Source organism: Pseudonocardia ammonioxydans, from assembly GCF_900115005.1.
Classification (GTDB): domain Bacteria; phylum Actinomycetota; class Actinomycetes; order Mycobacteriales; family Pseudonocardiaceae; genus Pseudonocardia; species Pseudonocardia ammonioxydans.
On record NZ_FOUY01000015.1, the window covers coordinates 97,119 to 122,260 of the forward strand.

Annotated in this window: 26 protein-coding genes; 15 read left to right on the forward strand and 11 right to left on the reverse strand. The window is 74.5% G+C overall.

Going from position 1 to position 25,142, the window contains the following annotated elements:
- The first annotated feature begins 31 nt into the window (after positions 1-31).
- Positions 32-733 (forward strand): hypothetical protein, encoded by a 702-nt coding sequence (locus BM093_RS16140; protein ID WP_177238512.1) that lies wholly within the window; start codon positions 32-34, stop codon positions 731-733.
- Positions 734-786: 53 nt separating this feature from the next.
- Complete coding sequence (locus BM093_RS16145) at positions 787-1,548, forward strand: phytanoyl-CoA dioxygenase family protein (protein WP_093343859.1); 762 nt, start codon at positions 787-789, stop codon at positions 1,546-1,548.
- Here the strand turns inward: BM093_RS16145 and BM093_RS16150 are convergent.
- Both BM093_RS16150 and BM093_RS16155 read right to left on the reverse strand, forming a co-directional pair.
- Entirely contained in the window at positions 1,526-2,287 is a 762-nt protein-coding gene (locus tag BM093_RS16150; RefSeq protein WP_093343862.1) for an SDR family NAD(P)-dependent oxidoreductase, read from the reverse strand. The two genes, BM093_RS16145 and BM093_RS16150, sit on opposite strands and share 23 nt — an antisense overlap.
- 31 nt (positions 2,288-2,318) lie before the next feature.
- Positions 2,319-3,332 (reverse strand): acetamidase/formamidase family protein, encoded by a 1,014-nt coding sequence (locus BM093_RS16155; RefSeq protein WP_093343864.1) that lies wholly within the window; start codon positions 3,330-3,332, stop codon positions 2,319-2,321.
- Positions 3,333-3,384: 52 nt separating this feature from the next.
- Here BM093_RS16155 and BM093_RS16160 point away from each other — a divergent pair, with 52 nt between their 5' ends.
- Together BM093_RS16160 and BM093_RS16165 are read left to right on the forward strand one after the other, a co-directional pair.
- Positions 3,385-3,849, forward strand: coding sequence for a helix-turn-helix transcriptional regulator (locus BM093_RS16160; RefSeq protein WP_093343866.1), 465 nt, complete (start codon positions 3,385-3,387; stop codon positions 3,847-3,849).
- 9 nt (positions 3,850-3,858) lie between these two features.
- Positions 3,859-4,296, forward strand: a complete 438-nt coding sequence (locus BM093_RS16165) for a VOC family protein (protein WP_093343868.1) — start codon at positions 3,859-3,861, stop codon at positions 4,294-4,296.
- 85 nt (positions 4,297-4,381) lie between these two features.
- Here BM093_RS16165 and BM093_RS16170 read toward each other — a convergent pair whose 3' ends face one another.
- Together BM093_RS16170 and BM093_RS16175 are read right to left on the reverse strand one after the other, a co-directional pair.
- On the reverse strand, positions 4,382-4,819 hold the full coding sequence (locus BM093_RS16170) for an FmdB family zinc ribbon protein (protein ID WP_093343870.1): 438 nt from the start codon (positions 4,817-4,819) through the stop codon (positions 4,382-4,384).
- A 73-nt stretch (positions 4,820-4,892) separates the two neighbouring features.
- Positions 4,893-5,711, reverse strand: coding sequence for an N-acyl homoserine lactonase family protein (locus tag BM093_RS16175; protein WP_093343872.1), 819 nt, complete (start codon positions 5,709-5,711; stop codon positions 4,893-4,895).
- Positions 5,712-5,856: 145 nt separating this feature from the next.
- Here BM093_RS16175 and BM093_RS16180 point away from each other — a divergent pair, with 145 nt between their 5' ends.
- The gene (locus BM093_RS16180) at positions 5,857-6,477 is read left to right on the forward strand and encodes an L-threonylcarbamoyladenylate synthase (protein ID WP_093343875.1); all 621 of its coding nucleotides are present in this window, start codon (positions 5,857-5,859) and stop codon (positions 6,475-6,477) included.
- Between the two features lie 287 nt (positions 6,478-6,764).
- Positions 6,765-8,774 (forward strand): hypothetical protein, encoded by a 2,010-nt coding sequence (locus BM093_RS16185; protein ID WP_093343878.1) that lies wholly within the window; start codon positions 6,765-6,767, stop codon positions 8,772-8,774.
- A 170-nt stretch (positions 8,775-8,944) separates the two neighbouring features.
- Here BM093_RS16185 and BM093_RS16190 read toward each other — a convergent pair whose 3' ends face one another.
- Positions 8,945-9,862 (reverse strand): pseudouridine synthase, encoded by a 918-nt coding sequence (locus BM093_RS16190; RefSeq protein ID WP_245773566.1) that lies wholly within the window; start codon positions 9,860-9,862, stop codon positions 8,945-8,947.
- 182 nt (positions 9,863-10,044) lie between these two features.
- On the opposite strand from BM093_RS16190, the gene BM093_RS16195 reads away from it, so the two are divergent.
- From BM093_RS16195 to BM093_RS16220, 6 genes are all read left to right on the forward strand, one after another.
- Positions 10,045-10,665 (forward strand): LysE family translocator, encoded by a 621-nt coding sequence (locus BM093_RS16195; protein WP_093343885.1) that lies wholly within the window; start codon positions 10,045-10,047, stop codon positions 10,663-10,665.
- Positions 10,666-10,770: 105 nt separating this feature from the next.
- Positions 10,771-12,264, forward strand: coding sequence for a GntT/GntP/DsdX family permease (locus BM093_RS16200; RefSeq protein ID WP_093343888.1), 1,494 nt, complete (start codon positions 10,771-10,773; stop codon positions 12,262-12,264).
- A gap of 20 nt (positions 12,265-12,284) precedes the next feature.
- A complete protein-coding gene (locus BM093_RS16205) occupies positions 12,285-13,502 on the forward strand; it encodes a CaiB/BaiF CoA transferase family protein (protein WP_093343891.1) in 1,218 nt (405 codons plus the stop codon).
- On the forward strand, positions 13,503-14,444 hold the full coding sequence (locus tag BM093_RS16210) for a beta/alpha barrel domain-containing protein (protein ID WP_093343893.1): 942 nt from the start codon (positions 13,503-13,505) through the stop codon (positions 14,442-14,444).
- 160 nt (positions 14,445-14,604) lie between these two features.
- Complete coding sequence (locus BM093_RS16215; RefSeq protein WP_093343896.1) at positions 14,605-14,910, forward strand: hypothetical protein; 306 nt, start codon at positions 14,605-14,607, stop codon at positions 14,908-14,910.
- Positions 14,911-15,014: 104 nt separating this feature from the next.
- A complete protein-coding gene (locus BM093_RS16220; protein WP_093343898.1) occupies positions 15,015-16,661 on the forward strand; it encodes a hypothetical protein in 1,647 nt (548 codons plus the stop codon).
- On the opposite strand, the gene BM093_RS16225 is transcribed toward BM093_RS16220, so the two are convergent.
- Positions 16,627-17,400 carry an IclR family transcriptional regulator gene (locus BM093_RS16225; RefSeq protein WP_093343900.1) on the reverse strand — a complete coding sequence of 258 codons (774 nt, stop codon included), beginning with the start codon at positions 17,398-17,400 and terminating at the stop codon, positions 16,627-16,629. The two genes, BM093_RS16220 and BM093_RS16225, sit on opposite strands and share 35 nt — an antisense overlap.
- Positions 17,397-18,803, reverse strand: a complete 1,407-nt coding sequence (gene xylB / locus BM093_RS16230; protein ID WP_093343903.1) for a xylulokinase — start codon at positions 18,801-18,803, stop codon at positions 17,397-17,399. Before xylB ends, BM093_RS16225 begins: the two co-directional genes overlap by 4 nt.
- A 73-nt stretch (positions 18,804-18,876) precedes the next feature.
- On the opposite strand from xylB, the gene BM093_RS16235 reads away from it, so the two are divergent.
- The gene (locus BM093_RS16235) at positions 18,877-19,068 is read left to right on the forward strand and encodes a hypothetical protein (protein ID WP_093343906.1); all 192 of its coding nucleotides are present in this window, start codon (positions 18,877-18,879) and stop codon (positions 19,066-19,068) included.
- Positions 19,069-19,078: 10 nt separating this feature from the next.
- Positions 19,079-19,828 (forward strand): SDR family NAD(P)-dependent oxidoreductase, encoded by a 750-nt coding sequence (locus tag BM093_RS16240; protein ID WP_093343908.1) that lies wholly within the window; start codon positions 19,079-19,081, stop codon positions 19,826-19,828.
- A 28-nt stretch (positions 19,829-19,856) separates the two neighbouring features.
- Here the strand turns inward: BM093_RS16240 and BM093_RS16245 are convergent, their stop codons facing one another.
- Positions 19,857-21,293 (reverse strand): cytochrome P450, encoded by a 1,437-nt coding sequence (locus BM093_RS16245; protein ID WP_245773560.1) that lies wholly within the window; start codon positions 21,291-21,293, stop codon positions 19,857-19,859.
- Between the two features lie 102 nt (positions 21,294-21,395).
- On the opposite strand from BM093_RS16245, the gene BM093_RS16250 reads away from it, so the two are divergent.
- Entirely contained in the window at positions 21,396-21,956 is a 561-nt protein-coding gene (locus tag BM093_RS16250) for a TetR/AcrR family transcriptional regulator (RefSeq protein WP_177238513.1), read from the forward strand.
- 17 nt (positions 21,957-21,973) lie between these two features.
- Here BM093_RS16250 and BM093_RS16255 read toward each other — a convergent pair whose 3' ends face one another.
- The 3 genes from BM093_RS16255 to BM093_RS16265 are packed head-to-tail and all read right to left on the reverse strand — an operon-like array spanning position 21,974 to position 25,037.
- Complete coding sequence (locus BM093_RS16255) at positions 21,974-22,624, reverse strand: LutC/YkgG family protein (protein ID WP_093343916.1); 651 nt, start codon at positions 22,622-22,624, stop codon at positions 21,974-21,976.
- Entirely contained in the window at positions 22,621-24,228 is a 1,608-nt protein-coding gene (locus BM093_RS16260; RefSeq protein ID WP_245773561.1) for a LutB/LldF family L-lactate oxidation iron-sulfur protein, read from the reverse strand. The genes BM093_RS16255 and BM093_RS16260 overlap by 4 nt, the downstream gene beginning before the upstream one ends.
- On the reverse strand, positions 24,225-25,037 hold the full coding sequence (locus tag BM093_RS16265; RefSeq protein WP_093343918.1) for a (Fe-S)-binding protein: 813 nt from the start codon (positions 25,035-25,037) through the stop codon (positions 24,225-24,227). The genes BM093_RS16260 and BM093_RS16265 overlap by 4 nt, the downstream gene beginning before the upstream one ends.
- Between the last annotated feature and the right edge of the window lie 105 nt (positions 25,038-25,142).

Below are 25,142 nucleotides of genomic sequence, written 5' to 3' on the forward strand. Positions count from 1 at the left end.
CTCGCCGTCGGCGTCGTTCGTGCTCGGGGACGTGCGCACCGATCTGCCGGACGGTGCCTTCGACCTCTACCTCTCCTGCGGAGTCCCGTACTCGCACCTCACCCCCGACGAGCTGGTGGCCGCGCTGCACTCGGTGCTGTCGGCCGTGGCCGCCCGCGGCCGGCGGGCGGCCGTCGTCGTCGACGTGCTCGGCCGCTACTCGGTCGAGTGGCGGCCCCGCTGGGACGCCGAGCGGTGGGACTACGCGATGAGCTTCTTCGCCGGGGGCGGCGAGACGATCTCCGAGCCGATGACGTTCTACTCCCGGCCCGCCCTCGACGCCGTGGTCGACGCCGCCGTGGCCGGCAGCGCGGCGCGGATCGTGCGCCGGACCGCCGTCGACCGCTCGGTCCTGGTGGGCCGGCACACCGCGACCGGCTCGTTCCACCCGGACGTCCCGCGGTTCCGGACGCTGGTGAACGACCTGCTCCGCGAGCCGTCCCGGGTGCGGCCCGGTGACCTGCGCTTCACGCCGGCGACCACCGGCGCCCCGGCGGACGTCCTGGCCTGGCTGCGCGACTTCGCCGACCGCTGGAACGGACTGCTGGAGCCCTACGCCGACGCCGGTCCGCCGGCCGACGCCGAGGCGGCGCGGCTCGCGCACGCGTTGCTCGAGCTGGAACGCGCGGGCGGGCCGGGCCTGGGCGTGGGCCACTCGCTGACCATGACGCTGGTGGTCGAGCCGGCCGGCTGAGGAGCGGGAAACCTGCTCGCCCCGGTGCGGCCACGCCGCCAGGATGGCGCTCGATGATCGAGGACTTCGTGCGCGACGGCTACGCCCGCATCCCGGGGGCGTTCGGGCCGGACCTGGCGGCCCGGTGCCGCGCGCAGATCGCCGGGGAGCTGCGCGGCCGTGGCATCGATCTCGACGAGCCGGCGACCTGGACCGAACCCGTCGTCCGGGTCGAGTCGATGACCACGCCCGAGTTCACCGCTTCCGCAGACACCCCGGCCCTGCGCGCCGCGTTCGACGAGCTCGTCGGCCCCGGACGCTGGGCGCCGCGACTCGGGATGGGCACCTTCCCGATCCGCTTCCCGCACCCGGGCGACCCCGGTGACGACGGCCCGCACGTCGAGGCGTCCTTCGCCGGCGCGGACGGTGCGCCGCGGCTGTCGATCCGCTCCCGCGGGCGGGCCCTGCTGATGCTGTTCCTCTACACCGACGTCGGTCCGGACGACGCGCCGACGCTGCTGCGGGCCGGGTCGCACCACGACGTCGCGCCGCTGCTCGCCCCGTACGGCGACGACGGCGCCGGATGGCTGCCGTTCTGTGGGGAGGCGGTCCCGGCGACCGCGCACCGGCCGGAGGTGGCGGCGACGGGGGCCGCCGGTGACGTCTACCTGGTGCACCCGTTCGTCGTGCACCGGGCACAGCGGACGGGGCCGGGTGCGCGGGGGCCGCGGATCATCGCGCAGCCACCGCTGGAACCGGCCCGTGAGCCCGCGTTCGACCTGGAGCACCCGAGGGCCCCGGTCGAACGGGTCGTCAGAGCTGCACTCCGCGGCTGAGCGCGCCGTCGGCGACGAGGTTGGTCCCGCTGATCCGGCTCGCCCGCGGGCTGACCAGCGAGATCACCGCGTAGGCGGTCTCCTCGGGGGTTCCCATCCGGCCGGTCGGGTTGAGCCCCATCGCGTGCGCGAACAGCTGCGGGTCGTTCTGCTCGACGTTCTCCCAGACCCCGCCCGGGAAGTAGACGTTGCCGGGCGAGACCGCGTTGGCCCGGATCCCCTGGGGCGCCAGGTCGAACGCCAGCCCGGAGACGTAGTGGACCAGCGCGGCCTTCATGACGCCGTACGACCCGTCCGCGAAGTCGATCTCGCGTCCGGAGACCGAGGAGACCGCGGTGATCGACGCGGCGTCGCTGCGCTGCAGGTGGGGCAGTGCCGCGTCCACCATCCGTACCGTGTGCATGAGGTCGACGTCGAAGCTCGAGCGCCAGTTCTCCTCGCCGGGGCCGATCGCCAGCGCGCTGACGTTCGCGACCACGGCGTCGATCCCGCCGTAGTGCTCCGCGCTCGCCGCGACCCAGGCGGCGATCGCGTCACCGTCGGCGACGTCGACCGCGGTCCCGGTCACCTCGGCCCCGGTACCGCGCAGTTCGGTCTCGCAGGCGCGCACGCCGTCCTCGCCGCGCGCGCAGAACGCGACCCGCGCGCCCTCCGCGGCCAGGCCGGCGACGATGGCACGGCCGATGCCGCGCGAGCCGCCGGTCACCAGCACGACGCGGCCGTCCAGCAACAAGTCCACGGGGGAGTCCTTCCTCGTTCCTCGACGGCCGTCAGCGCGCCGAGCGGGCCTGCTCGCGCAGGTGGCGGTGCACGCCGTCGTAGGCGGCGGCGTCCGGGAGCAGCGCCTTCGCGATCTTGGTGACGGCGCTGTAGTTGGTGTCGACGACGTTGGCCAGCGGCGACTCGGCGGCCTGGGTGAGCAGCTGGTAGGCGTCGAGCCGGTCCAGGCCGTACAGCTCACCCAGCCAGGCGATCATCCCGATCTGGCTGGCCCGCCAGGCGTCCTCCAGCGGCCGCGACGACCCGACGACGACGTAGTGCGTGTCGGTCTCGATCCGCGGCCAGGCCGGGGCCGGGGCGGTGGGCGAGCCCTTGATCAGGTCGACGATCAGCACCACGTCCATCGCGCCCTCGACGGCCGTCCCGCAGCTCTCGCCCTCGCCCTGCCGGTAGTGCCCGTCGCCGACGGAGAACAGCGCACCCTCCACATTGACCTGCAGGTAGCAGGTGGAACCGGCGCGCATCTCCGGGGTGTCCATGTTGCCGCCGAAGACGTCGGGCACCAGCGAGCTGCGGACCTCGCGCCCGGGCGGGGCCACGCCGACCGTGCCCAGCATCGGGTTGCACGGCAGCTCGAGACGCAGGTCCGCGCTGGTCGCCTCGAACAGCACGGTGCCCGCGGCGCGGTCGAGCTGGTAGATCCAGGTGCGCTCGGGCAGCGGCTCGTGCAGCAACGCCGTCCGCTCCGTGACCGACAGCGCCCCGAACAGCGGGATCGTCGTCGACGCGCCCCAGTCCCGGGCCGGGGTGAGCTCCACGATGTGGATCGCGAGGGTGTCCCCGGGCTCGGCTCCCTCGACGAAGAACGGCCCGGTCTGCGGGTTCACCTCGCTCATGTCGAGGACGTCGGTCGCCCGGTCCGATGTGGACGTGATCCGGCCGGAGAAGGCGTCCTCGGTCCACAGTCGCAGGCAGGTGCCGGGTCGTACGCGGCGGGCCGGGGCGGCGCCGCCGAAGGTCCAGGCGAACTCGTGACGCTCGGGGCGGTACTCGACGACCTGCATCGGGTGATCGTCGCGGGGCCGCCGGAGGAAGGCAAGGGGCTACGGTCCGGGGGTGCCCGTCGCGCACGCGCTGCTCGCCCACCTGCGGCGGGCCCACGACGAGATCGACCGCCGCTACGCGGAGCCGCTCGACCTGGACGAGCTGGCGGCCGTCGCCGGGGTGTCGAAGTACCACTTCCTGCGCTGCTTCACCGCGGTCTACGGCCACACCCCGGCCGCGATGCTGACCCGCCGCCGGATCGAGCGGGCGCAGGACCTGCTGCGGTCGACCAACCTCACCGTCACCGAGGTCTGCACCGTCGTCGGCTACTCCTCGCTCGGCTCGTTCAGCTCGCGGTTCCGCCGGCTGGTCGGCGTGAGCCCGTCGGCCTACCAGGCCCGCTGGTCGGAGCGCGGCGCGCCGCGGATCCCCGGCTGCTGGGTGTTCATGCGCGGCCTGTCGGACACCGCACTCCCGGACACCGCACTCCCGGACACCGCAATTCCGGAGAAGCCCGCGGACACCGACCGGCGCTAGCGTCCGGGCATGCTCACCAACATCTCGCTGGTCACGCTCTACGTCACCGACCAGGACGCGAGCAAGCGCTTCTACTGCGACGTCCTCGGCTTCGTCGAGGGCACCGACGTCAGCATGGGCGACGGGTTCCGCTGGGTCACCGTGCACCATCCCGACCACCCGGAGCTGGAGGTCGCCCTCATGACGCCCGGACCGCCGCTGGACGAGCAGATGGCGCAGGCCGTCTCGCGCTCGCTCGCGGCCGGACGGATGGGCGGGTTCGGGCTGACCACCGACGACTGTCACGGCGACCACGCGAAGCTCTCGGCACAGGGCGTCGAGTTCCCGCAGCCGCCGTCGGACCGGCCCTACGGCATCGAGGCCGTCATGCGGGACAACTCGGGCAACTGGCTGGTGCTGGTCGAGCCGCGCCCCTACGACGGCTCGGACTTCCCGCACGCCACGTGACCCGGCGCCGCACACGTTCCCTCGGCGCCGCACGAGGCGGGAGTTGTGCGGGGCCCTCGGGTCCTGTGCGGCGCGGTCGCGGTCGTCAGGTTGCGGGCGTGTCGCCGGTGCGGCGGGCGCGACTGGCCTCGGCCGCGGCCTGGGTGGCGTCCTTGCTGGTCGCCGCGCGGCTCGCGAGCTCCTTGTAGGTCAGCGGCTTGCGTTCGAACCGGCCCTCGTGCGCGGCGATCGCGTCCCGGTGCTCGTGGTGCTCGGGGTGGCGGGACTCGAACTCCTGGCGGGCCTCCACGGTGCGGCGCCAGTGCGTGATCGTGTCCCGGTCGCCGCTGTTGAGCCCCTCCCAGGACTGCGGCGCCGACGACATCGACGGCGGCGGTGCCGCGCGGCCGTGCACCGCGGGCGACGGCGGGCGCCGCCGGGTCTCGGCCCCGCAGTCCGGGCACGCGGGCGCGGGGGACGACCAGGACGGCACCATCAGCTCGAAGCGGGTGCCGCAGGAGCAGGTGTAGTCGTAGACCGGCACGCGGTCTCCTTCCGGGATGAGCGGGACGGCACCGGCCCGGCCGCGGAACGCCGCGGCCGGGCCGGGACGCGGCTCAGGTGTAGTAGTTGCCCGGCCCCGTGCGGAGCTCCTTGATCTGGTTCGCGTCGTGGCCGAAGACGACGGTCGCGTCGGTCCGCTCCTGGATCCCGCGGATCTTGTCGACCGAGTTGAACCAGGCCACGGTGTCGTAGACGATGCCGGCCGCGATCGGCGGCGGGCCGTAGGACTCCTTGAGGTACAGCGAGTCCGAGGCGAAGATCATCGTGCCGGCGTCGGCGAGGTCGACCTGCAGGCTCATCGTGCCCCAGGTGTGGCCGGGCGTCCGCAGCAACGTGACCCCGGGCAGGAGCTCGGTGTCCTCGCCGATCGTGTCGAGCTGCAGCGTGTCGTAGTCCGACTTGATGTGCGCACCCTTGTTGTGGCCGTCGAAGGAGAACGCGCCCTCCTTCTCCGCCTCGTCCACGATGATCTTCGTGTCGGCCTTCTCCCAGAACTTGGCGTTGGCCGCGTGATCCAGGTGCAGGTGCGAGAGCACCAGGTAGTCGATGTCGTTGGGCTCGAGGTTCAGCTGCTTGAGCCGGGAGTCCAGCCAGTCCTCCTCGGCGGCGGCGTCGACCGGGAAGAACTGGCCCAGCCCGGACGGGGCCCAGCGGGTCTCCCAGTCGCGGGGGACACCGGCGTCCCACATCAGCTTCTGCCCGTTCGGGTGCTCGATGTAGACGACGTGGGTGGGCACCTCCACCCAGTCCCGCGACTTGTCCGGCTGCTGCTGCGTCGCCATCCGGGACGGGTCGATCAGCAGCCAAGTGAGGTCGGCATGCATGGTGCCGGTCGGGAGGATCGTGACCTTGATCTTGTCGTTGTCGGACATCGCTCTCCTCGTCGAGTGCGTGCGTCCCGGAGGACCCGGTCGCGGTGCCGATGGTCTCGTGCCGGTGTTCGCCGAGCGGACAGGTGCACCCTGCCGCATGCGTCGTGCGGGCGACAAGCCGAGATCATCGTGGCAGGCTGCGGGAATGGCGAGGTACTACGACGTGCACCCGCAGAACCCCCAGCCCCGCAGCATCGGTCAGGTCGTCGGACTCGTCCGCGAGGGCGGCCTGATCGCCTACCCGACCGACTCGTGTTTCGCGCTCGGCTGCTCGCTGGGCAACCGGGACGGGCTGGAGCGGATCCGCCGGATCCGCAAGCTCGACGACAAGCACCACTTCACCCTGGTCTGCGCCGAGTTCGCCCAGCTGGGCCAGTTCGTGCACATCTCCAACTCGGTGTTCCGCGCGGTCAAGGCCTCGACCCCGGGCAGCTTCACGTTCATCCTCCCGGCCACCAAGGAGGTGCCGCGCCAGCTGCTGCACCCGAAGAAGAAGACCGTCGGCGTGCGCATCCCGCAGCACGCCACCACCCAGGCGCTGCTGGCGGAGCTGGGCGAGCCGCTGCTGTCGTCGACGCTGCTGCTGCCCGGCCACGACGAGCCGCTGACCCAGGGCTGGGAGATCAAGGAGGAGCTGGAGAACCAGGTGGACGCCGTGATCGACTCCGGGGACTGCGGGACGGAGCCGACGACCGTGGTGGACCTCTCCGGGGACGAGCCGGAGATCATCCGCACCGGGGCGGGCGACCCCTCCCGGTTCGAGTGAATCCCGACGTCGCGCCGCTGGTGGGACGCCTGTGCCGGGCGCGCCCCGGTGGCGGCCCGTCGCGGTGGGACGGCCGCCGGTCGTCCTCTCGCCGACCGGCGGCCGAGCCGCCCGGGGGTCCGGGGCCGCCCGGCCCCACGTGGTCCACCGCCCACCGCACGAGGGCCGGTGGAAGGCCCGCCGCCGCGTAGGCTCCGTGAGCGACCCTGCCCGGCCCGGTCCCCGCACGGGCCGGGCGAACGGCGCCCGCGCCCGGGCGCCCTACCTGCCGTTCGGAGGACGATCGCGTGGCGCGTGACGACCCGCCGTACAGCCCGTCCGGTCCCTCGGGTTCCCGGGAGGACGCACCGGGCCGGCCGGGCGAGGGCGCCGGCGGCGACGCCGTGCTCGCCGCCATCGCCTACCGGCTGCGTGCCCGTTCCGAGCGCCAGCAGCTGCTCACCGAGCGCCTGCGCAGCGGTGAGCTGCGTCCCGGCGCGCTCGCCGACCTCGCCGAGCTCGCCGGGGCCGCCCGTCGCGGGGTCCGGGACGGCGACCACATCCTCGTCCTGGCCGGCGCGGCGCAGGGGCACCGTCCGGTCACCCCGCCGACCCCGCTCGGGCAGGCGCTGAACACCGTCGTGGCGGCGAGCGAGGCCGCCTCGCGCACCGTCGTCCTCCCGACCCCGAGCGTCTCGCTCGACGCGACGGCCGAACCGGTCCTCGGCCAGATCCTCGCCGAGCTGCTCGCCCACGCCGCCGGCGCGACGCCGCCGGGGGAGCGGCTCGAGCTGCACACCCGCTGGGGGCCCGACGGCGGTGTCGTCCTGGAGCTGCAGTGCGCGTCGGCGCCGCACTACCGGACCCCGATCGACGAGCTCGACCGTGCCCTGAACACGGCCACGCCGGCCGGACCGGTCGCACCGCAGGAGATCGGGCTGCACGTCGCCGCGCGGCTGGCCCGCGCGATCGGCGGCCGGCTCGGGGTCCGTGGCCCGGCCGGGAACACCGCGCTCACGCCGGTCGCCGTGCTGCAGCTGCCGTCGTCGGTGATCGGGGGCGGGCAGGCGCCCGCGCCGGCCGCCGAGACCGAGCCCGACCAGCAGCTGCCGCCGACCGCGGCGATGCCGCGCCCGCCCGCACCCGCGCCCGGTCCACCGGCCGAGGCGCCGTGGCCGCCCCCGCAGCACGAGCGGGCGGTCCCGGCGGAGGACCCGGTGCCGGACCGCGCGCCCCCGGCCCCCACCGCGGGCTCGGACGGGGACGCCGCTGCGGGCGGTCTGCCGCGGCGCTCGGCGCGCGCCCGCCCGTCGGGAATCGCCGGCGCGACCCCGTTCGGGGCGCCGGAGGGCCGCAACGGCTCCGCCCGGGCGGACGGTGCCGCGCCCGAGGGGCAGGCCGCTGTGGACCCGTTCGCGCCGAGCGGGCCACCCCCCACCGCGCCGCCGCCCGCCGCGCCGCCGCTGTCCCCGGACTCCACCGGCCAGCCGGGCTCGCCGGGACAGCCGGGCTCGGCCGGTCATCAGGGCCATGCCGGGCAGCAGAGCCGTGCCGGACAGCCGGGCCACGCCGGGCAGCAGGGGGTCCCAGGACAGCAGGGGATTCCGGGACAGCAGGGGCATCCCGGGCAGCCGGGTCCCGCAGCGCAGCCCGGTTTCCCGGGGCAGCACGGTACGGAGCGCCCGCCGAACGGGGCGCCGTGGCCCGGGGCCGCCGACGGACCGGCCCGCGACGACGCCCAGCCGGCCACCGAGGCACTGCCCGTCTCCGGTGCGCCCCGCTCGACCCCGCCGGACGAGCTCTTCGGTCCCTTCGACTCGGAGGTGCCGGTCCCGGTGGACGACACCGACGATCCGCCGATCTTCGCGGCGGTCGCGTCGGCCTGGTTCCGGGAATCGGCGTCGCCCGAGACGGCCGGGCTGCCGGTCCACGGTGGCCCCTCGGCGCGTGCGGAGAACTGGCGCACGCCCGGTGACGCGGAGTTCGATGCGGCCCGGATCCGCGCCGACCGCGTCGTCGACCTGCCGACCACGGCGCAGGGCCTGCCCCAGCGGCTGCCCGGGCAGGCGATGGTGCCCCCGTCCTGGCGGGAGACGCCGAACGCCCAGCCGAGCGGGTCCCGGGAACGGCAGCCCGACCGGGTCCGCAACCGGCTGGCCAGCTACCAGCGCGGCCTGAAGGAGGGCAGGCACCGGGCGGCCGAGGAGCACCCCGAACCGGTCCCGCAGCCGGTCAACGGGCAGCCGGCCAACGGGCACACCGCCAACGGCCACGGCGGCCACGGGCTGAACGGCGAGGGCGGCCGCAACGCGGGCTGAGCGTTGCCCGTGCTCGCTCGTACCGGACCCGAGTACCGGACCGCTCGTACCGAGCGGGCCGCGGGCCGGGCCCAGCCGGCCGCGTGGGCCGTGCGCCGGCGCGGCCGATCAGCCGAACGCCGCCCCGGCCCACCCGGTCGAGTGGGCTGTGCTCCGGACGGTGTGGGCGATCAGCCGGACGTGCCCCCGGCCCACCCGGCCGGGTCGTCCCAGGCCTGCAGCGTGCGGTCGCTGTCGAACCGGCGGCGCAGGCCGGTCACCGGGTCGTCGAACTCCAGTGACCGCGAGAGCAGCTGCAACGGGCGGGTGAAGTCGCCGTCCGCGCGCCGGCGCAGCTCGGGGTAGACGTCGTCGCCGAGGATCGGCACGCCCAGCTCGGACAGGTGCACCCGCAGCTGGTGGGTGCGCCCGGTGCGCGGATGCAGCCGGTACCGGGCCAGGCCGTCGCGGTGCGTGTCGAGCTCGATCCGGGTCTCGGCGTTCGGCACGCCGGGTTCGGTCCGGGCTGCGAACACCCCCGTCCGTTTCACGATCCGCGACGTCACGGTGCGCGGCAGCTCCAGCGCCGGGTCGTGCGGGGCGAGGGCCTCGTAGGTCTTGCGCACCCGGCCGTCGGCGAACAGCGTCTGGTACGCCCCGCGCAGCTCCGGACGCTTCACCAGCAGCAGCACCCCCGCGGTGGCCCGGTCGAGCCGGTGCGCCGGGCTCAGCTCGGGCAGTCCCAGCTCGTGCCGGAGCCGGACGAGCACCGTCTGCCGGACGTGGCTGCCGCGCGGGATGGTGGCCAGGAAGTGCGGCTTGTCGACGACCACGACGTCGTCGTCGGCGTGCAGGATCTCGATCGGGAACGGGACCTCGGCCTCGTCGGGCGCCTCGCGGTGCAGCCACAGCGTCGTCGACGGGGTGAACACCGTGGCCGCGTCCAGCGGGCCCGCCGCGGTCGCGATCTCCCCGGCGGCGATCATCGCGTCGATCCGGGCCGGACCGACGTGCGGGAACCGGTCGGCGAGGTGCTCGCGCATCGTGGTCCACGGCCCGTCCGGCGGGGTGCGCAGCCGGGCCGGGGCGAGGCCGTCGCGCGGCGGCAGCGGGGACGTCTCGCGGGCGGCGGCCCGGCGGCGGGCGGCGCGGCCGCGTCCGGGGCGGGGGCTCACGGATGTCCACGGTAGGGCGCCCGGGCTCACGGGGGCCCGGGCGGGCGGTGCCGTCGGTGCGTCGGTGCGGCACCTCACGCGCGGGACGGCCGCCGGGATCCGTAGCATCGCGCACCGTGACCTGGGCGTCCTACGGTGCGTACCTGCTGATCGTCGTCGGGCTGGTGCTGATGCCCGGCCCCGACACCTTCGTGCTGCTGCGGTCCTCCGTGGCCGGGGGCCGCCGGGCCGGGCTGCTGACGGCGGCCGGCGTGTTCGCCGGGAACGTGCTGCAGGGCTCGGCCGCGGCGTTCGGTCTGGGTGTGCTGATCGCGCAGTCGCACACGGCGTTCACCGTCATCCGCTGGGCCGGGGTCGGCTACCTGTGCGTGCTCGGTGTGCAGGCGCTGCGGGCCGCCCGCCGCGGCGACTACCCGGACCTCACCACCGGCGGGGCACGGGTGCGCGCCCACCGTTCCCTGCTGCTGGGGTTCGGCTCGAACGTCACCAACCCGAAGGTCCTGGTCATGTACCTGTCGGTGCTGCCGCAGTTCCTGGTGCCCGGGGTGACGACGACCGTGGACGCGCTGTTGCTCGCCGTCACCGTCGCGGTGCTGGGCGGGATCTACCAGTCCGGCCTCGTGCTGGCGGTGCACCGGGCGCGCGGCTGGTTCTCCCGGCGCCGGGTGCGCCGGGCCGGCGACGTCGTCGCCGGTGTGGCGCTGCTCGGCTTCGGTGGGGCACTGGCCGCGGGCTGACCCCGTCCTCCACCGGCTCCGCGCCGGCCGGGGCGCGACGCGCTTGCCCGCATGGTGGGTATATGTTCATCATGTGAGGCGACACCGGCGTCGAAACGGGGGACCATGTCGGAGACCGTGATGGTGGCGAACACGGTGGTGGCCGTGCTCGCCACCGTCGTACTGATCGTCCGGTTCCGGCTGAACCCGGTGATCTCGCTGGTGATCGGCGCGGTGTACCTCGGGCTCACCGCGGGGCTGGGCGTGGAGGGCACCGTCGACGCCGTCACCGGCGGCTTCGGCGAGATCCTGGCCGACGTCGGCCTGCTCATCGCCTTCGGTGTGCTCACCGGCGCGATGCTGCACCGCGCCGGCGCCATCGAACGGCTGGTGGCGACGTTGCTGCGGGTGTGCGGTCCGCGCGGGATGCCCTACGCCACCACCGCGACCGTCTCGACCGTCCTGCAGTCGATCTTCGTGGACGTCCTGCTGGTCATCTCGGCACCGCTGGCGCGTCGGATCGCGCCGCGGATCGGGGACCGCGGGCTGCCGCGCATGGCCACCGCGCTCGCCATCGGGCTGGAGTGCGGGATCGTCTTCATGGTCCCCGGCGTCGGTGCGGTGGCCCTGGCCGGCGTGCTCGGCGTGCCGATGGGGCAGATGCTGATCGCGGGCCTGGTCGTGGTCGTCCCGACCGTGCTGATCGCGACGGCGATCATGACGTTCCTGTTCCGGCGCGGCTGGTGGGACCCGGAGAAGGACGAACAGGAGCCGACCTGGGCCGGGATGCCGGCCGGCCCCGACCCGGCCGGCCCCGACCAGGCCGACCCTGACCCGGCCGGCTCAGCCCAGGTCGACTCCAGCCCGGCCGGCTCCGGCCCCGCCGAGGACGGCGGTCCGGCCGGTGACCCCGGTACCCGGGCCGAGCCCACCGGGGCGGGCACCGCCGTCGCGGAGACCCCCCGGCGTCGTCGGGAGCTGCCGCTGCTCGTGCTGTTCGGCCCGCTGCTGATCGGGCTGATCCTCATCGCCGCCGGCGCGGTGCTCGACGCCGCCGGGATCGAGCACCCCGTGCTGGTGTTCCTCGGCGAGCCGGTGATCGCACTGCTCATCGGCCTGGTGGGCACGACGGCGGTGGTCGGGCTGACGCACGGCCGCGAGGTCGTCGAGGGCGCGGTCGGCGACGGCTTCCGGGAGAGCGGGCAGATCCTGATCCTCACCGGCGTCGGCGGCTCGCTCGCGACGACGATCTCGAACGCGGGCCTCGGCGAGATCCTCGGCAGGTACTTCTCCGCGAACACGGCCGCGCCGCTGCTGATGGTGTGGCTGATCGCGGCCGTGCTGCACGTCGCGATCGGCTCGGTGACGATCTCGGCGATCACCGCCGCCGGTGTCCTGGCGCCGGTCGCCCCGGTCATCGGGCTGGCCCCGGTGCTGATCGCCCTGGCCGCCGGGGCGGGCGCGCTGTTCGCCGTGCACGTCACCAGCAACACGTTCTGGCTGCTGCAGTCGCTGCTCGGCCAGTCCGTGCGGGGCACGCTCAAGACCTGCTCGGTAGGGGTGTCGGTCGCCTCGGTCGTGGCGATCCTGGTGATCCTGCCGCTCTCACTCGTCTTCTAACTGGGGAAAGGGCCACCGTCGTGACCGATCTGCCGCTGTCCGGCGTCCGGGTGCTGGAACTGGGGAACTACATCGCGGCCCCGACCGCGGGTCGCCTGCTCGCCGACTTCGGCGCCGAGGTGATCAAGGTCGAGCGCCCGCGCACCGGGGACGAGCTGCGCAACTGGCGGCTCTACGCGGGGGACACCTCGATGCTCTACCGCACGCTCAACCGCAACAAGCGCTCGATCACCCTCGACATGCGCTCCGACGCCGGCCGGCAGGCCGTGCTCGACCTGGCCGCGCTGTCGGACGTCGTGCTGGAGAACTTCCGCCCCGGCACGCTCGAGAAGTGGGGTCTCGGCCCGGCCGAGCTCGACGCCGCGCACCCGGGCGTGGTGCTGGTCCGGATCTCCGCGTTCGGCCAGACCGGCCCGCTCTCGGCGCGGCCCGGTTTCGCCGCCGTCGCCGAGGCGATGGGCGGGCTGCGGGCCCTGGTGGGGGAGGAGGACCGGCCGCCGTCGCGGACCGGGGTGTCGATCGGCGACTCGATCGCCGGGCTCTACGGCGCCTTCTCCGCGGTGATGGGCCTGTTCCAGCGCGAGTCGTCCCCCGAGCGGCCGCCGCTGAACCGGCGCTCGATGGACATCGCGCTGAACGAGGCGGTGTTCTCGGTGATGGAGTCGCTGGTGCCCGACCACCTCGCCTACGGCGTCGAGCGGCGCCGGGTCGGCGGGCGGATGGAGGGCATCGCGCCGTCCAACGCCTACGTGTGCGGCGACGGCGGCAGCGTGGTCATCGCGGGTAACGGCGACTCCATCTACGGCCGGTTCATGCAGGTCATCGGGCGTCCGGAGCTGGCCGAGGAGCCCGACCTCGCGTCGAACGCCGGCCGCTGGCAGCGCCGTGACGAGCTGGACGGGGCGATCGAGGCCTGGACGCGGTCGCTGCCCCGCGCCGACGTGCTGGCCCGCCTGGAAGAGGCGGGGGTGCCGGCCGGGCCGATCCACTCCGCCGCCGACATCGTCGCCGACGAGCAGTTCCGGGCGCGGAACATGGTCCAATACTTCGACGTCGACACCGGCGGTGACGAGCCCGCCCGGGTCGGCTTCCCCGGCATCGTCCCGGTGCTCGACGGCGCCTCGGTGCCGGTCCGCCACGTCGGACCCGACCTCGGCGCCGATACCCACGACGTGCTGGGCGGCCTGCTCGGGTACCCGGACGACCGGATCCGCGCCGCGGCCGGAGAGGAGTCCTGAATGGACGTGGTGCTGCGTGACGTGACGCTGCGGGACGGCCTGCAGCTGACCGGCAAGCCGTTGCCGACCGACCGGAAGGTCGCGCTGGTGCGGTCGTTGCTGGCCGCGGGGGTGCCGGAGCTGGAGATCGGCTCGCTGGCCCGCGGTGACCTGGTGCCGCCACTGGCCGACACGCTCGACGTGGTCGCCGCGCTCACGCCCGAGGAGCTCGAGCGCTGCTGGGTCTGGGTGGCGACGCCCCGGCACGTGCAGAAGGCCGTCGCCGCCGGGGCGCGCAACGTCCAGTACTGCTTCTCGGTCTCCGACGCCCACAACAACGCCAACATCGGCCGCGACACCGCGGTGTCGCTGGACGCCATGCCGGATGCCGTCGCGACCGCACGGGAGGCGGGCGGCCGGATCCAGCTCTGCCTGGCCACCGCGTTCACCTGCCCGTTCGACGGGCCGGTGGACCCCGGCCGGGTCGTCGAGATCGTCGCCGACCCGCGCACCGCCGGTTCGTGCGACGTCGTCGTGTGCGACACGCTCGGGCAGGCGGTCCCGTCCGAGGTCGGGGCGCTGGTCGCGCGGGTGGCCGAGGTCGCGGGGGAGCGCCGGATCGCCTTCCACGGGCACGACACCTGGGGCCAGGGCGTGGCGAACGGGCTCGCCGCCGCCGCGTCCGGTGCGACGCTGCTCGACGGGGCGCTCGGCGGGCTGGGCGGCTGCCCGTTCGCCCCGGGGGCCAGTGGCAACACCGCCAGCGAGGACCTGATGTTCGCGCTGCGTCCGGACTGGCTGACCCCGACGGTGCTGGCCGGGCTCGTCGCGGAGTCCGAGGACCTGCTCGCGGAGCTGGGGGAGCCGAACCGCTCCCGCGCCGCGCAGGGCGTGCGCTCCACAGCCGCGGCGTTCCCGTGGACGGCCGGGCCGCGCGAGGCCGGGCAGCAGGGCACCGGGTAGGGCGGCAGCGTCGGACTCGTTGCGCCACAAGGGTGTGCGTGCGTTCATAACGCCTGTGGCGATTAGTCCGTCCGGCAGAGAGGTAGCCCTCCGTCAGCGGGTCGACATCCCGCACCCGGCCCACGCCGGGGACTGCAGTGGACGAGAGGACACGCCCTGCATGACGGAACTGTTCGTCGGTGAGTTCGAGGACCAGCAGGTGGAGCTCCTGCCCGCCCGCACCGTGATGACCACGCTGCCCGGCGGTCTCCTCGGCGGCGACGGCGGTGACGGCGTCGCCGGGAGCGGTGACGGCGGTGCCGGCGGCGAGGGTGGCTCCGGCGGGAACGGCGCCAACCTGCTGAACATCAACGCCCTCGGTGAGCAGACCAACGACGCCGGTGGTGACGGCGGCGACGGTGGTGACGGTGGCGACAGCGGTGACGCGGCCGCCAAGGGCGGTGACGGGGGCGGCGCCGAGAAGTAGTGATCTCGCCGCACCCGTGACGTGGGGGCGGGTCGCCACGGGCGGCCCGCCCCCGTCCACGTCCGGACCCGTCGAGCACCAACCACCACCCGCCAGGGAGCAGCGTGGCCGGCACCGCCACTGACACGATCGACGCCGAGGGCACGACCTCCGGCACTACAGCCACCGCGGGCACGACCGCTGCCGGGCAGGACGCGGGCGCCCCCGTCCCGGCCCCGGGCATCGAGTTCCTCGGGCCCTATCAGGGGTCCGGGTTCCGGACCCCGCGGTACCTGCTGCGCCGCGAGGACGGGCAGGTCGCCCAGCTGCCGTGGCTGCTCTACCGCACGGCCTTCCACCTCGACGGCCGGCGCGGCCCGGACGAGGTGGCCGAGCTGCTGCACGCCGACACCGGCCGGGACATCACCGGCGACCAGGTCCGCTACCTGATCGCCGACCGGCTCCGGCCGGCCGGACTCGCCGGGGCGGTGCCGGACGCCGGTGTCGCCGACCGGCCCGGTGGCGACCGACCCGACGGCGACCGACCGGACGCCGTCCGCGCCCGGCCCGACCCGACGGAGACCGACCGTGCCCGTCCCGACCGGTCCGGAGCCGACCGTGCCGATGCCGACCGGTCCGACCCCGACCGGGCCCGAACCCCGCCGCCCGGCGGCCGGGGCACACCGGCCCGCGGCGACCACCTGCTGATGCTGCGACTGCGCACGGCGCTGGTCCCGGCCCGCGTCGTGTGGCGGATCGCCGGTCCGCTGCGCCCGCTGTTCCGGGCGCCGGTCGTGGTGCTGGTCCTGCTCGCGTTCGTGACCGTCGACGTCGCGGTCGCCGCCCGCGGCTGGGACGCGGTGCTCGGCGCGGGCCGGGCGCTGACCACCACCCCGGCGCTCACGCTCGCCGTGCTGGGGCTGGTCGTGGTCGCCGGTGTCTTCCACGAGTGCGGACACGTCACGGCCTGCCGGTACGGCGGGGCCACCCCCGGGGCGATGGGGGTGGGCATCTACCTGGTCTGGCCGGCGTTCTACAGCACCGTCACCGACGCCTACCGGCTCTCCCGGGCGGGACGGCTGCGCACCGACCTGGGCGGGGTCTACTTCAATGCGATCGTCCTGACCGTGCTCGGCGGGCTCTACCTGGCCACCGGGTCGGAGTGGCTGCTCGCCGCCTCGCTGCTCTGGCACGTCGAGACGGCCTGGCAGTTCCTGCCGTCACTGCGGATGGACGGGTACTACATCCTCGCCGACCTGGTCGGGGTCCCGGACCTGTTCAACCGGATCCGGCCCATCCTGCGCTCCCTGGTCCGCCGCCGGCACTCGGACCCACTGGTCGCCGACCTGAAGCCGTGGGCGCGCCGGGTGGTGACCGCGTGGGTCGTGCTGGTGGTGCCGCTGCTGCTCGGCTGGCTGCTCGTGTTCGTCGCGCTGGCCCCGCAGCTGGCGCCCGCGGCGTGGGACGCGCTGACCGGTCTCGCCGGGCAGGCGCTGGACGCCGCGCGGGCCGGCGAGCCCGCCGGCGTGCTGGCCGCGGTCCTGCGCGGACTGCTGCTCCTGCTGCCGTGGGTGGGCGGCGCCTACCTCGTGGCGTTGCTGGTGCGACGGATGGTGCGCGCGGTGGGCCGGTTCGTCCGGCGTCGACGCCCGCAGGGACGGCACCGGTGGCGACCGGGGTCCGGCGTGCTCACGGTCGACACGGTCGGCACCACGCCCGCGGGTGCCCGGCACCGGGTCAGGCCGGCGGGCGGCCGCCCAGCGTCCGGGTGAGCCGGTCCGCCGCCCCGACCAGCAGCTCCACGTACTCCTCGCAGTGCTCCCGGCCGAGCCGGATCGTCGGCCCGCTGATCGTCAACGCCGCGGACACCGCGCCGGAGTGGTCGAAGACCGGGGCGGACAGGCCGGAACCCCCGTCGTCGCGTTCGGCCGTGGTGATCGCGAAGCCGTCGCGGTGGGTGTCGGTGAGCAGCACGCGCAGCCGGTCCGGGTCGGTGACCGTGTAGTCGGTGATCGTCTCCAGCGGTCCGGCCAGGACCTCCTCGGCCAGGACCGGGTCCCAGGCGAGCAGCACCCGCCCGGCCGACCCGGTGTGCAGCGGGACGATCTTGCCGACGTGCATCTCCCGGCGCAGCGCGTGCCGGGTCTCGGCCACCGCGACACAGACCCGGAAGGCCTTCTCCGCCCGGAACAGCGCCGCCGTCTCACCGGTCGTGTCGCGCAGCTCGCGCAGCACCGGACCGGCCAGCTCCAGCAGGTCGACACCCCGGGCGGCGGCACCGGCCCAGTAGGCCATCCGCACTCCGATGCGGACCCGGTCGCCGACCCGGTCCAGCATGCCCTCGGCGACCATGTTGGACACCAGACGCTGCACCGTGGACGTCGGGATCCCGGTGGCCTGCTGGAGCTCGCCCAGGCTGAGCACCGGGCGCTGCAGGGTGAACGCGTCCAGGATGTCGGTGATCTTGCCGAGGACCAGCAGCGGTTTCGGCCCGCTCGGCTCGGTGGTCACGAGTGGTCCCGGGACGCGCGGGCCAGGAACAGTCCGGCCGCCTCCCGGTAGCGCTCCCAGGCCTGCGGCGCGGGGTCGGTCTCGTAGCGGGCCGGTGCGGTCGGCGGCGACCACGACGGCGGCTCGTCCCCGCCGCGCAGTGCCCAGGCGGCCTGGCGCGCGGCGCCGTCGGCGACGTACTCGCCCGGCTCGGGCACCCGTACCGGCACCTCGAAGACCTGGGCGGCGATCCGGGCGACGGCCTCGGACCGGGCGGCGCCGCCGACCAGCGTCACCCCGGAGACCGCGACCCCCTGCTCGCGCAGCGCCTCCAGACCGACCCGCTGGGCGAAGAGCATGCCCTCGACGGCCGCCCGCGCCAGGTTCTCGCGGGTCCCGGACGCCAGGGTCCACCCGTGCAGCGACCCGGTCGCGTCGGGCAGGTTCGGCGTCCGCTCGCCCTCCAGGTACGGCACGAGCACCAGCCCGCCCGCACCCGGCTGCGCCGCGAGCGCCAACCGGCCCAGTTCCTCGTGGTCCACCCCGAGCAGCCGGCAGGTCGCGTCGAGCACACGAGAGGCGTTGAGGGTGCAGGCCAGTGGCAGGTAGGCGCCGGTGGCGTCGGAGAAACCGGCGACGATCCCGGACGGGTCCTCCGCCCGCCGTGCCGAGCGGGCGAAGACCGTCCCGGAGGTGCCGAGGGAGACGACGACGTCGTCCCCGGCGTCGGCGCCCAGCCCGGCGGCGGCGTTGTCGCCCGCCCCGGCACCCACCACGATCCCGCCGGGCCCGGTGACCGACCCGGACGGGCCGAGCACCCGGGGCAGGGCCGCCGTCCGGCCGAAACCGCGTTCCAGCAGGTCGAGGCGGTAGTCGGTGCCGTCGTAGTAGCCGGTGCCGGACGCGTCGGACCGGTCGGTCACCAGCTCGTCCAGCTCACCGCCGCCGAACCCGCGCAGCTTCCAGGTCAGCCAGTCGTGCGGCAGGCAGACCGCCGCCGTCCGCTCCGCGTGGTGCGGTTCGTGCGCCGCCAGCCAGCGCAGCTTGGCCAGCGTGATCGACGCGACCGGGACGACACCGGTCGCGTCCGCCCAGCCGTCGGCACCCAGCTCCCGGACCAGCTCGTCCGCGGCACCGGCGGAGCGGGTGTCGTTCCACAGCAGGGCGTCGCGGACCACCGCGCCCGCGTCGTCCAGGCAGACCATCCCGTGTTGCTGGCCGGCGACCGAGACCGCCTCGACGCCGTCGAGCCCACCCGCGTCGTCGAGGGCCTGCTGCAGGGCGGTCCACCAGGCCCGGGGATCGACCTCGGTGCCGTCGGGGTGCGCGGCCCGCCCGGAGCGGACGAGCGCGCCCGTGTCGGCGTCCCGGACGACCACCTTGCACGACTGCGTGGACGAGTCCACGCCGAGCACCAGCGCCATGTCCCCAGACTGCCATCGCGGCACCCCCGCGCGGCGGGCGGCACACGCTCCTGATCGGTGCCAGGGTGGACCCATGAGCGACGAGCAATGGTTCTACTGCCTCAAGCACAACACGGTGGAGACGAAGGACGGCTGTCGTGCCGCGGACCGGCTCGGGCCCTACCCGGACCGCGAGACCGCCGCGCGCGCCCTCGAGATCGCGCGCGAGCGGACCGAGGCCGAGGACCGCAAGGACCGGCGCTGGGCCGGCGGGGACGACGACTAGCGTCACCCGCATGGGAGACGATCACAGGGTTGTCGTCGTCACCGGCGGCAGCCGGGGCATCGGACGCGAGGCGTGCCGGGCGTTCGCGGCACGCGGGGACACCGTCGTCGTCGCGAGCCGGAAGGCCGAGGCGTGCACGGCGCTGGCCGCGGAGCTGACCGCCGAGTTCGGCACACGGGCGCTCGGCGTGGGCTGCCACGTCGGGCGCTGGTCGGACTGCGACGCGCTCGTCGACCGGGTGCTCGAGGAGTTCGGCCGGGTCGACGTGCTGGTCAACAACGCCGGGATGTCGCCGCTGTACGGCTCGCTCACCGAGGTCACCGAGGAGCTGTTCGACAAGGTCCTCGCGGTGAACCTGCGCGGTGCGTTCCGGCTCGGTGCGCGCTGCGGCGAGCTCATGGCCGCCGCCAGCGGCGGCGCGATCGTCAACGTCTCGTCGGTGGCCGCGGTCGTGCCGAACCCGCGCGAGCTGCCGTACGCGGCGGCGAAGGCCGGGCTGAACGCGCTCACCGTCGGCCTGGCCCGGGCGTACGCGCCGTCGGTACGGGTCAACACGGTCATGCCCGGGCCGATTCGCACCGACATCGCCGACCACTGGACCGACGAGTTCCGCGAGGCCGTGCGGACCGACGTCCCGGCCGGGCGGGTCGGCGAGGCGGCCGAGGTGGTCGGCGCGATCCTCTACCTCACCGGCCCGGACGCCGGCTACACCACCGGCGCCACGATCAAGGTGGACGGCGGCATGGCCTGGCACCCGTGAGTGGTTTTCGCGGTCCAGGCCACGGTTGTCACTCACGGGGGCGGAGGGTGACCGGGATGCCGCCCACCGGCACCGGCAGCGAGGTGTTGTCCCAGCGCAGCCGGTAGGCGGGATCGACGGTCCAGCGATACCGGCGCAGCATCTCGTGCAGGATCGCGGTGACCTCGAGCGTGCCGAAGTGCAGGCCGATGCACTTGTGCACGCCGCCGCCGAACGGGATCCAGGCGTCCCGGTCGGAGCGGTCCTCGCGGCGGTCCGGGCCGAACCGCTCGGGGTCGAACCGCTCCGGGTCGCTCCAGCAGGAGCGGTCGTAGTGGTTCACCGCCTGCGCGACGATGACCCGGGTACCCGCCGGCAGGTGATGGCCCACGACGGTGGTGTCCTTCTCCGCGGTGCGCATCACCACCGGCACCGGCGCGTCCATCCGCAGCGCCTCCCTGATCACCAGGTCCAGGGAGGTCAGCGAGCGCAGGGCGGCGACGTCGGGGATCCCGTCGCCGAGCGCGTCGGACTCGGCGCGGCAGCGTTCCTGCCACTCCGGGTTGCGCGCGAGGTGGTACGCCGCCGACGCCGCCGTGGTGGTGGAGGTGTCGTGCGCGGCCATCATCAGGAAGATCATGTGGTTGACGACGTCGTCGTCGGAGAACTGCTCGCCGTCGTCGGTGCGCGCGTGGCACAGCGCGGAGAACAGGTCGGTGCCGTTGCCGGCCCGCTTGGCGGCGATGTTGGCCCGGAACCAGTCCTCCAGCAGGGCCCGCCCGCGCAGGCCGCGCCGCCAGCGGGTCCCGGGCAGGTCCTTGCGGACGAACGCGTTGGCCGCGCGCACGCAGTCGACGAACGCCCGGTTCACGGCCTCCGCATCGGGACCCGAGCGGGCGTCCATGAACACCGCCTGCGCGACGTCGAGCGTGAGCCGCTTGAGCGCCGGGTAGAGACGCAGGTCCCCGCCCCAGGTCGGGAGCACCTCGCGCACCACCGGGGTGGTGGCCGCGACGTAGCTCTCGATCCGGTCCGCGGTGAACGCCTGCTGCATGATCCGCCGGTGCGCGCGGTGCTCGTCGAAGTCGAGCAGCATCAGGCCGCGGTGGAAGAACTCGCCGACCATGGACCGCCAGCCCTCCTGGGAGAACGCCTTGTCCCGGTTGGTCAGCACCTCACGGGTCGCGGCCGGGCCGGTCACGATGACCGCGCGCCCGACCGGCGAGCGCATCCACCACAGTGGACCGAGCTTCTCGGTGCGGGCCCGGGTGAACCGGTGCCCGTACCGGATGTAGGACACCGCGTGCCCGAGCAGGGGCAGGCCGTCGTCGCCCGGGATCTCGCGCAGGCCCTCCGGGGCCGGGGCGAACGGGGCCGGGTTGCGACCGTGCACCCCGCTGTCGAGCAGGGTGCGGTCCACCCGCTCCGGGGCGGGCAGGGTCAGCACCGAGGACCAGCGTTCACGGGCGTGCTGTACCAGGCTCACGGGACGTGCCTCCTTGCCGTCGACCACCGTGGTCGCTCGCCAAGTTAGACACATATGAGGAAAGTGTCCAGACGGTTGACGAGACATGCCACAATGTCGACGATGGAGCGGCGATCGATGGCCCGGCGGGCGCGGGACGACCTGCGCACCGAGGTGCTCGACGTGGCCGAACGGCTCGCCGTCGCCGGGGACCGGCTCTCGATGCCCGAGATCGCCCGCCGGGTCGGGGTCAGCCGGCAGACGCTCTACAGCGAGTTCGGCGACCGGGACGGTCTCGCCGCCGCGCTGGTGCTGCGGGCCACCGACGAGTTCCTCGACCGGATCATCTCCGCCCTCGACGGCGAGGCCGACCTGCACGCCGCGTGGGTGGCCGCGGCCGGTGCCGCGCTGACCGAGGCGTCGGTGAACCCGCTGGTGAAAGCCCTGCTGACGGGGGCGCCGTCGGCGTTCGGGGACCGCTCCGGGCCGATCGTGGCCGCCGCCACCGAGCGGGCCGCGGGCTACCTGCGCCGGTCCCGCCCGGACCTGCCCGACGACGACGTCGACCTCGCCGCCGACACCGTCACCCGGCTGGTCGTCAGCCACCTCGTGCTGCCCGGCGGACCGGCCGAGCTGGTGGCCGAGAAGATCGCCACGGTGGTGCTGCGGATCCTGCGGGTCTGAACGCGCGCCGGGCGCGGTCAGGACCCGACGATCAGCACGTGCAGGGTGCGCGGGCCGTGCACGCCCTCCACCCGGTCCAGCTCGATGTCGCTGGTGGCGCTCGGGCCGCTGATCCAGGTGTGGGGCCGGACCGGGTCGAGCGCGGCGACCGCCTCGGGGACCGCGGGCACCACCTGGTCGGCCCGGACCATGCAGACGTGCAGGTCCGGGACCAGGGTCGCGGCCCGGCGGCCCTGCCCCTCGCCGTGGTCGAGGACGATCGTGCCGGTGTCGGCGATCCCGACCGCGGCCGTCGACAGCACCCCGTCGCAGCGGTCCAGCTCGGACACCGCGACGTCCGGCCCGTCGTGGACGACCTCGACGTCATCCGGCACCCACTCCGGCGGGAACCCCGGCGGCACCAGGATCCGCAGCGGGCCGGCCCCGGCCGACGGCTCCCGGCCCCGCAGCGCCGCCGCCACCTGCTGCACGACCGTCGACGAGGTCGCCCGCTCGACGACGGCCCGATAGTCCGCGACCCGCTCGGCGAACAGGTCCACGACCTCCTCGCGCGACCGGTCGCGCTCCGGGGCCGGGCGGACGACCGCGACGTCGAGCACCGGCTCGACGTCGGGCACGTCGGCCAGCGCCCGGCGGGCCTTCTGCAGGATCGCCTCGCGCGCGCTCACGCCTCGTCCCTTCCGCCGGAGGTGTCGTCGGTCCGGCTCGAGTCGCCCACGGTGTCGTCGGTCCGGCTGCGATCGCCGGCTGTGTCGTCGGTCCGGCTGCGATCGCCGGCTGTCTCCTCGGTCCGGCTCCGGCCGCCGTCCGTCCGCTTCCACCAGGACCGGAACGACTCCTCGGCGGGGATCGGGATGTCGCGGGAGTCCGACCAGGCGCTCGCCGGTCCGGGCAGTGCACCGAGCACGGCCCGCCCGCCCGGGGCGGAGCGGCCCAGCTTCGCGGCGAGCTTCCCGCCGAGCCCGGCGGCCTTCTCGGCGGCGCCGGTGCGTCCGGCCGAGGACAGGGTCCACGACGCGGCCTTCATCGCCATGTCCTGCACCGACGGGAGCCGCGCGGCCTCCTGGTGGGCCTCGACGACCTCCCCGCGCAGGTGCACGAGCACCTCGGGGATGTCGATGCGGACCGGGCAGACCTCGAAGCAGGCCCCGCACAGGCTGGAGGCGTAGGGCAGGGAGTCGGTCTGCGGGTCCGAGCCGACACCGCGCAGCTGCGGGGTGAGGATCGCGCCGATCGGGCCGGGGTAGACCGAGCCGTAGGCGTGGCCGCCGGTGCGCTCGTAGACCGGGCACACGTTGAGGCAGGCCGAGCAGCGGATGCAGCGCAGCGCCTGGCGTCCGGTGGGGTCGGCGAGGACGTCGGTGCGGCCGTTGTCGAGCAGCACGACGTGGACCTCCTGGGGGCCGTCGCCGGGGGTGACACCGGTCCAGGTGGAGGTGTAGGGGTTCATCCGCTCGCCGGTGGAGGAGCGCGGCAGCAGCTGCAGCATCACATCCAAGTCCTGGAAGGTCGGCAGCACCTTCTCGATGCCGACCACGGAGACGAGGACCTCGGGCAGGGTCAGGCACATCCGGCCGTTGCCCTCGGACTCGACGACGGTCAGCGTGCCGGTCTCGGCGACGGCGAAGTTCGCGCCGGAGACGGCGACCTTGGCGCGCAGGAACTTCTCCCGCAGGTGGGCGCGGGCGGCGGCGGCGAGCTGCCGGGGCTCGTCGGTGAGGTCGTCGGGGGCGGCGCGGCCGGCGTTGCCCATCTCGCGCAGGAAGATCTCGCGGATCTCGGCGCGGTTGCGGTGGATGGCGGGGACGAGGATGTGGCTGGGCAGGTCGTCGCCGAGTTGGACGATCAGTTCGGCGAGGTCGGTCTCCCAGGCGTGGATGCCGGCGGCCTCGAGGGCGTCGTTGAGTTCGATCTCCTGGGTGGCCATCGACTTGACCTTGACGACCTCGTCGGTGGCGTGCCGGCGGGCGATGTCGACGACGATGGCGTTGGCCTCGGTGGCGTCGCGGGCCCAGTGCACGGTCGCGCCGGCGGCGGTCAGGGAGCGTTCGAGCTGTTCGAGGTAGTCGGGCAGGTGGCGCAGTACCCGGTTCTTGATCGCTTCGCCGGCCAGGCGCAGCTGTTCCCACTCGTCGACCTCGCCGACGACGCCGGCGCGTTTGGTGCGGATGGTGCCGGTGGCGTGGGCGAGGTTGCGGCGCAGCTGGGAGTCCTCCAGCGCCTCGCGGGCCGCGTCCGGGAACGCGGGCGTGCCGAGGAACGTGCCGCTCATCGGTGGGCCTCCTGGTTCTGCGGTGTGGCGCTGCCGATGCTGATCGGGTCCGCGGAGCGCTCGTCGCGGCGTTCGACGACCCGCTCGGTGGAGGCGAGGATCTCGGCCAGGTGCATCACCCGCACCCCGGAGCGCTGCCGGGACAGCAGTCCGCCGATGTGGGTCAGGCAGGAGTTGTCGCCGGCGACGAGGACCTCGGCGCCGGTGGTGCGGACGTGGTGGGCCTTGTCGTTGCCCATCGCGATGGAGGTCTCGGCGTTCTTCACCGCGAACGTGCCGCCGAAACCGCAGCACTCGGCGGCGCCGGGTAGGTCGAGCAGGGTGAGTCCGCGGACCGCGCGCAGCAGCCGGGCCGGGCGGTCGCCGACGCCGAGCATCCGCAGCGAGTGGCAGGTCGGGTGGTAGGTGACCCGGTGCGGGAAGTAGGCGCCGACGTCGGTGACGCCGAGGACGTCGACCAGGTACTCGGTCAGCTCGTAGGCCGGTGGGGCGTTCTCGACGCCGCGCACCAGGCCGGGATCACCGGAGCGCTCGGCGACCAGGCCGTGCTGGTGCCGCACCGACCCGGCACACGACCCGGACGGCACGATGATCGCGTCGCACCCGTCGAACGCCTCGAGGTGGTTGCGCACCAGCGGGACGGCGTCGGCGAGGTAGCCGGTGTTGACCATCGGCTGCCCGCAGCAGGTCTGCGCGGCGGGGAACTCGACGTCGACACCGAGCCGCCGCAGCAGGGTGACGACGGCCTTGCCGGTGTCCGGGAACAGGGCGTCGTTGAGGCAGGTGACCATCAGGCCGACGCGTGGCATGGGGCCTCCGTGTTGTGGTGGGCGGAGGGGTGTGGTCCGACCAAGGTAGCGCTATGGTCGGACCAGGACAACTCGGATCCGATGCCGCGGCGCGCGACCGCCGGC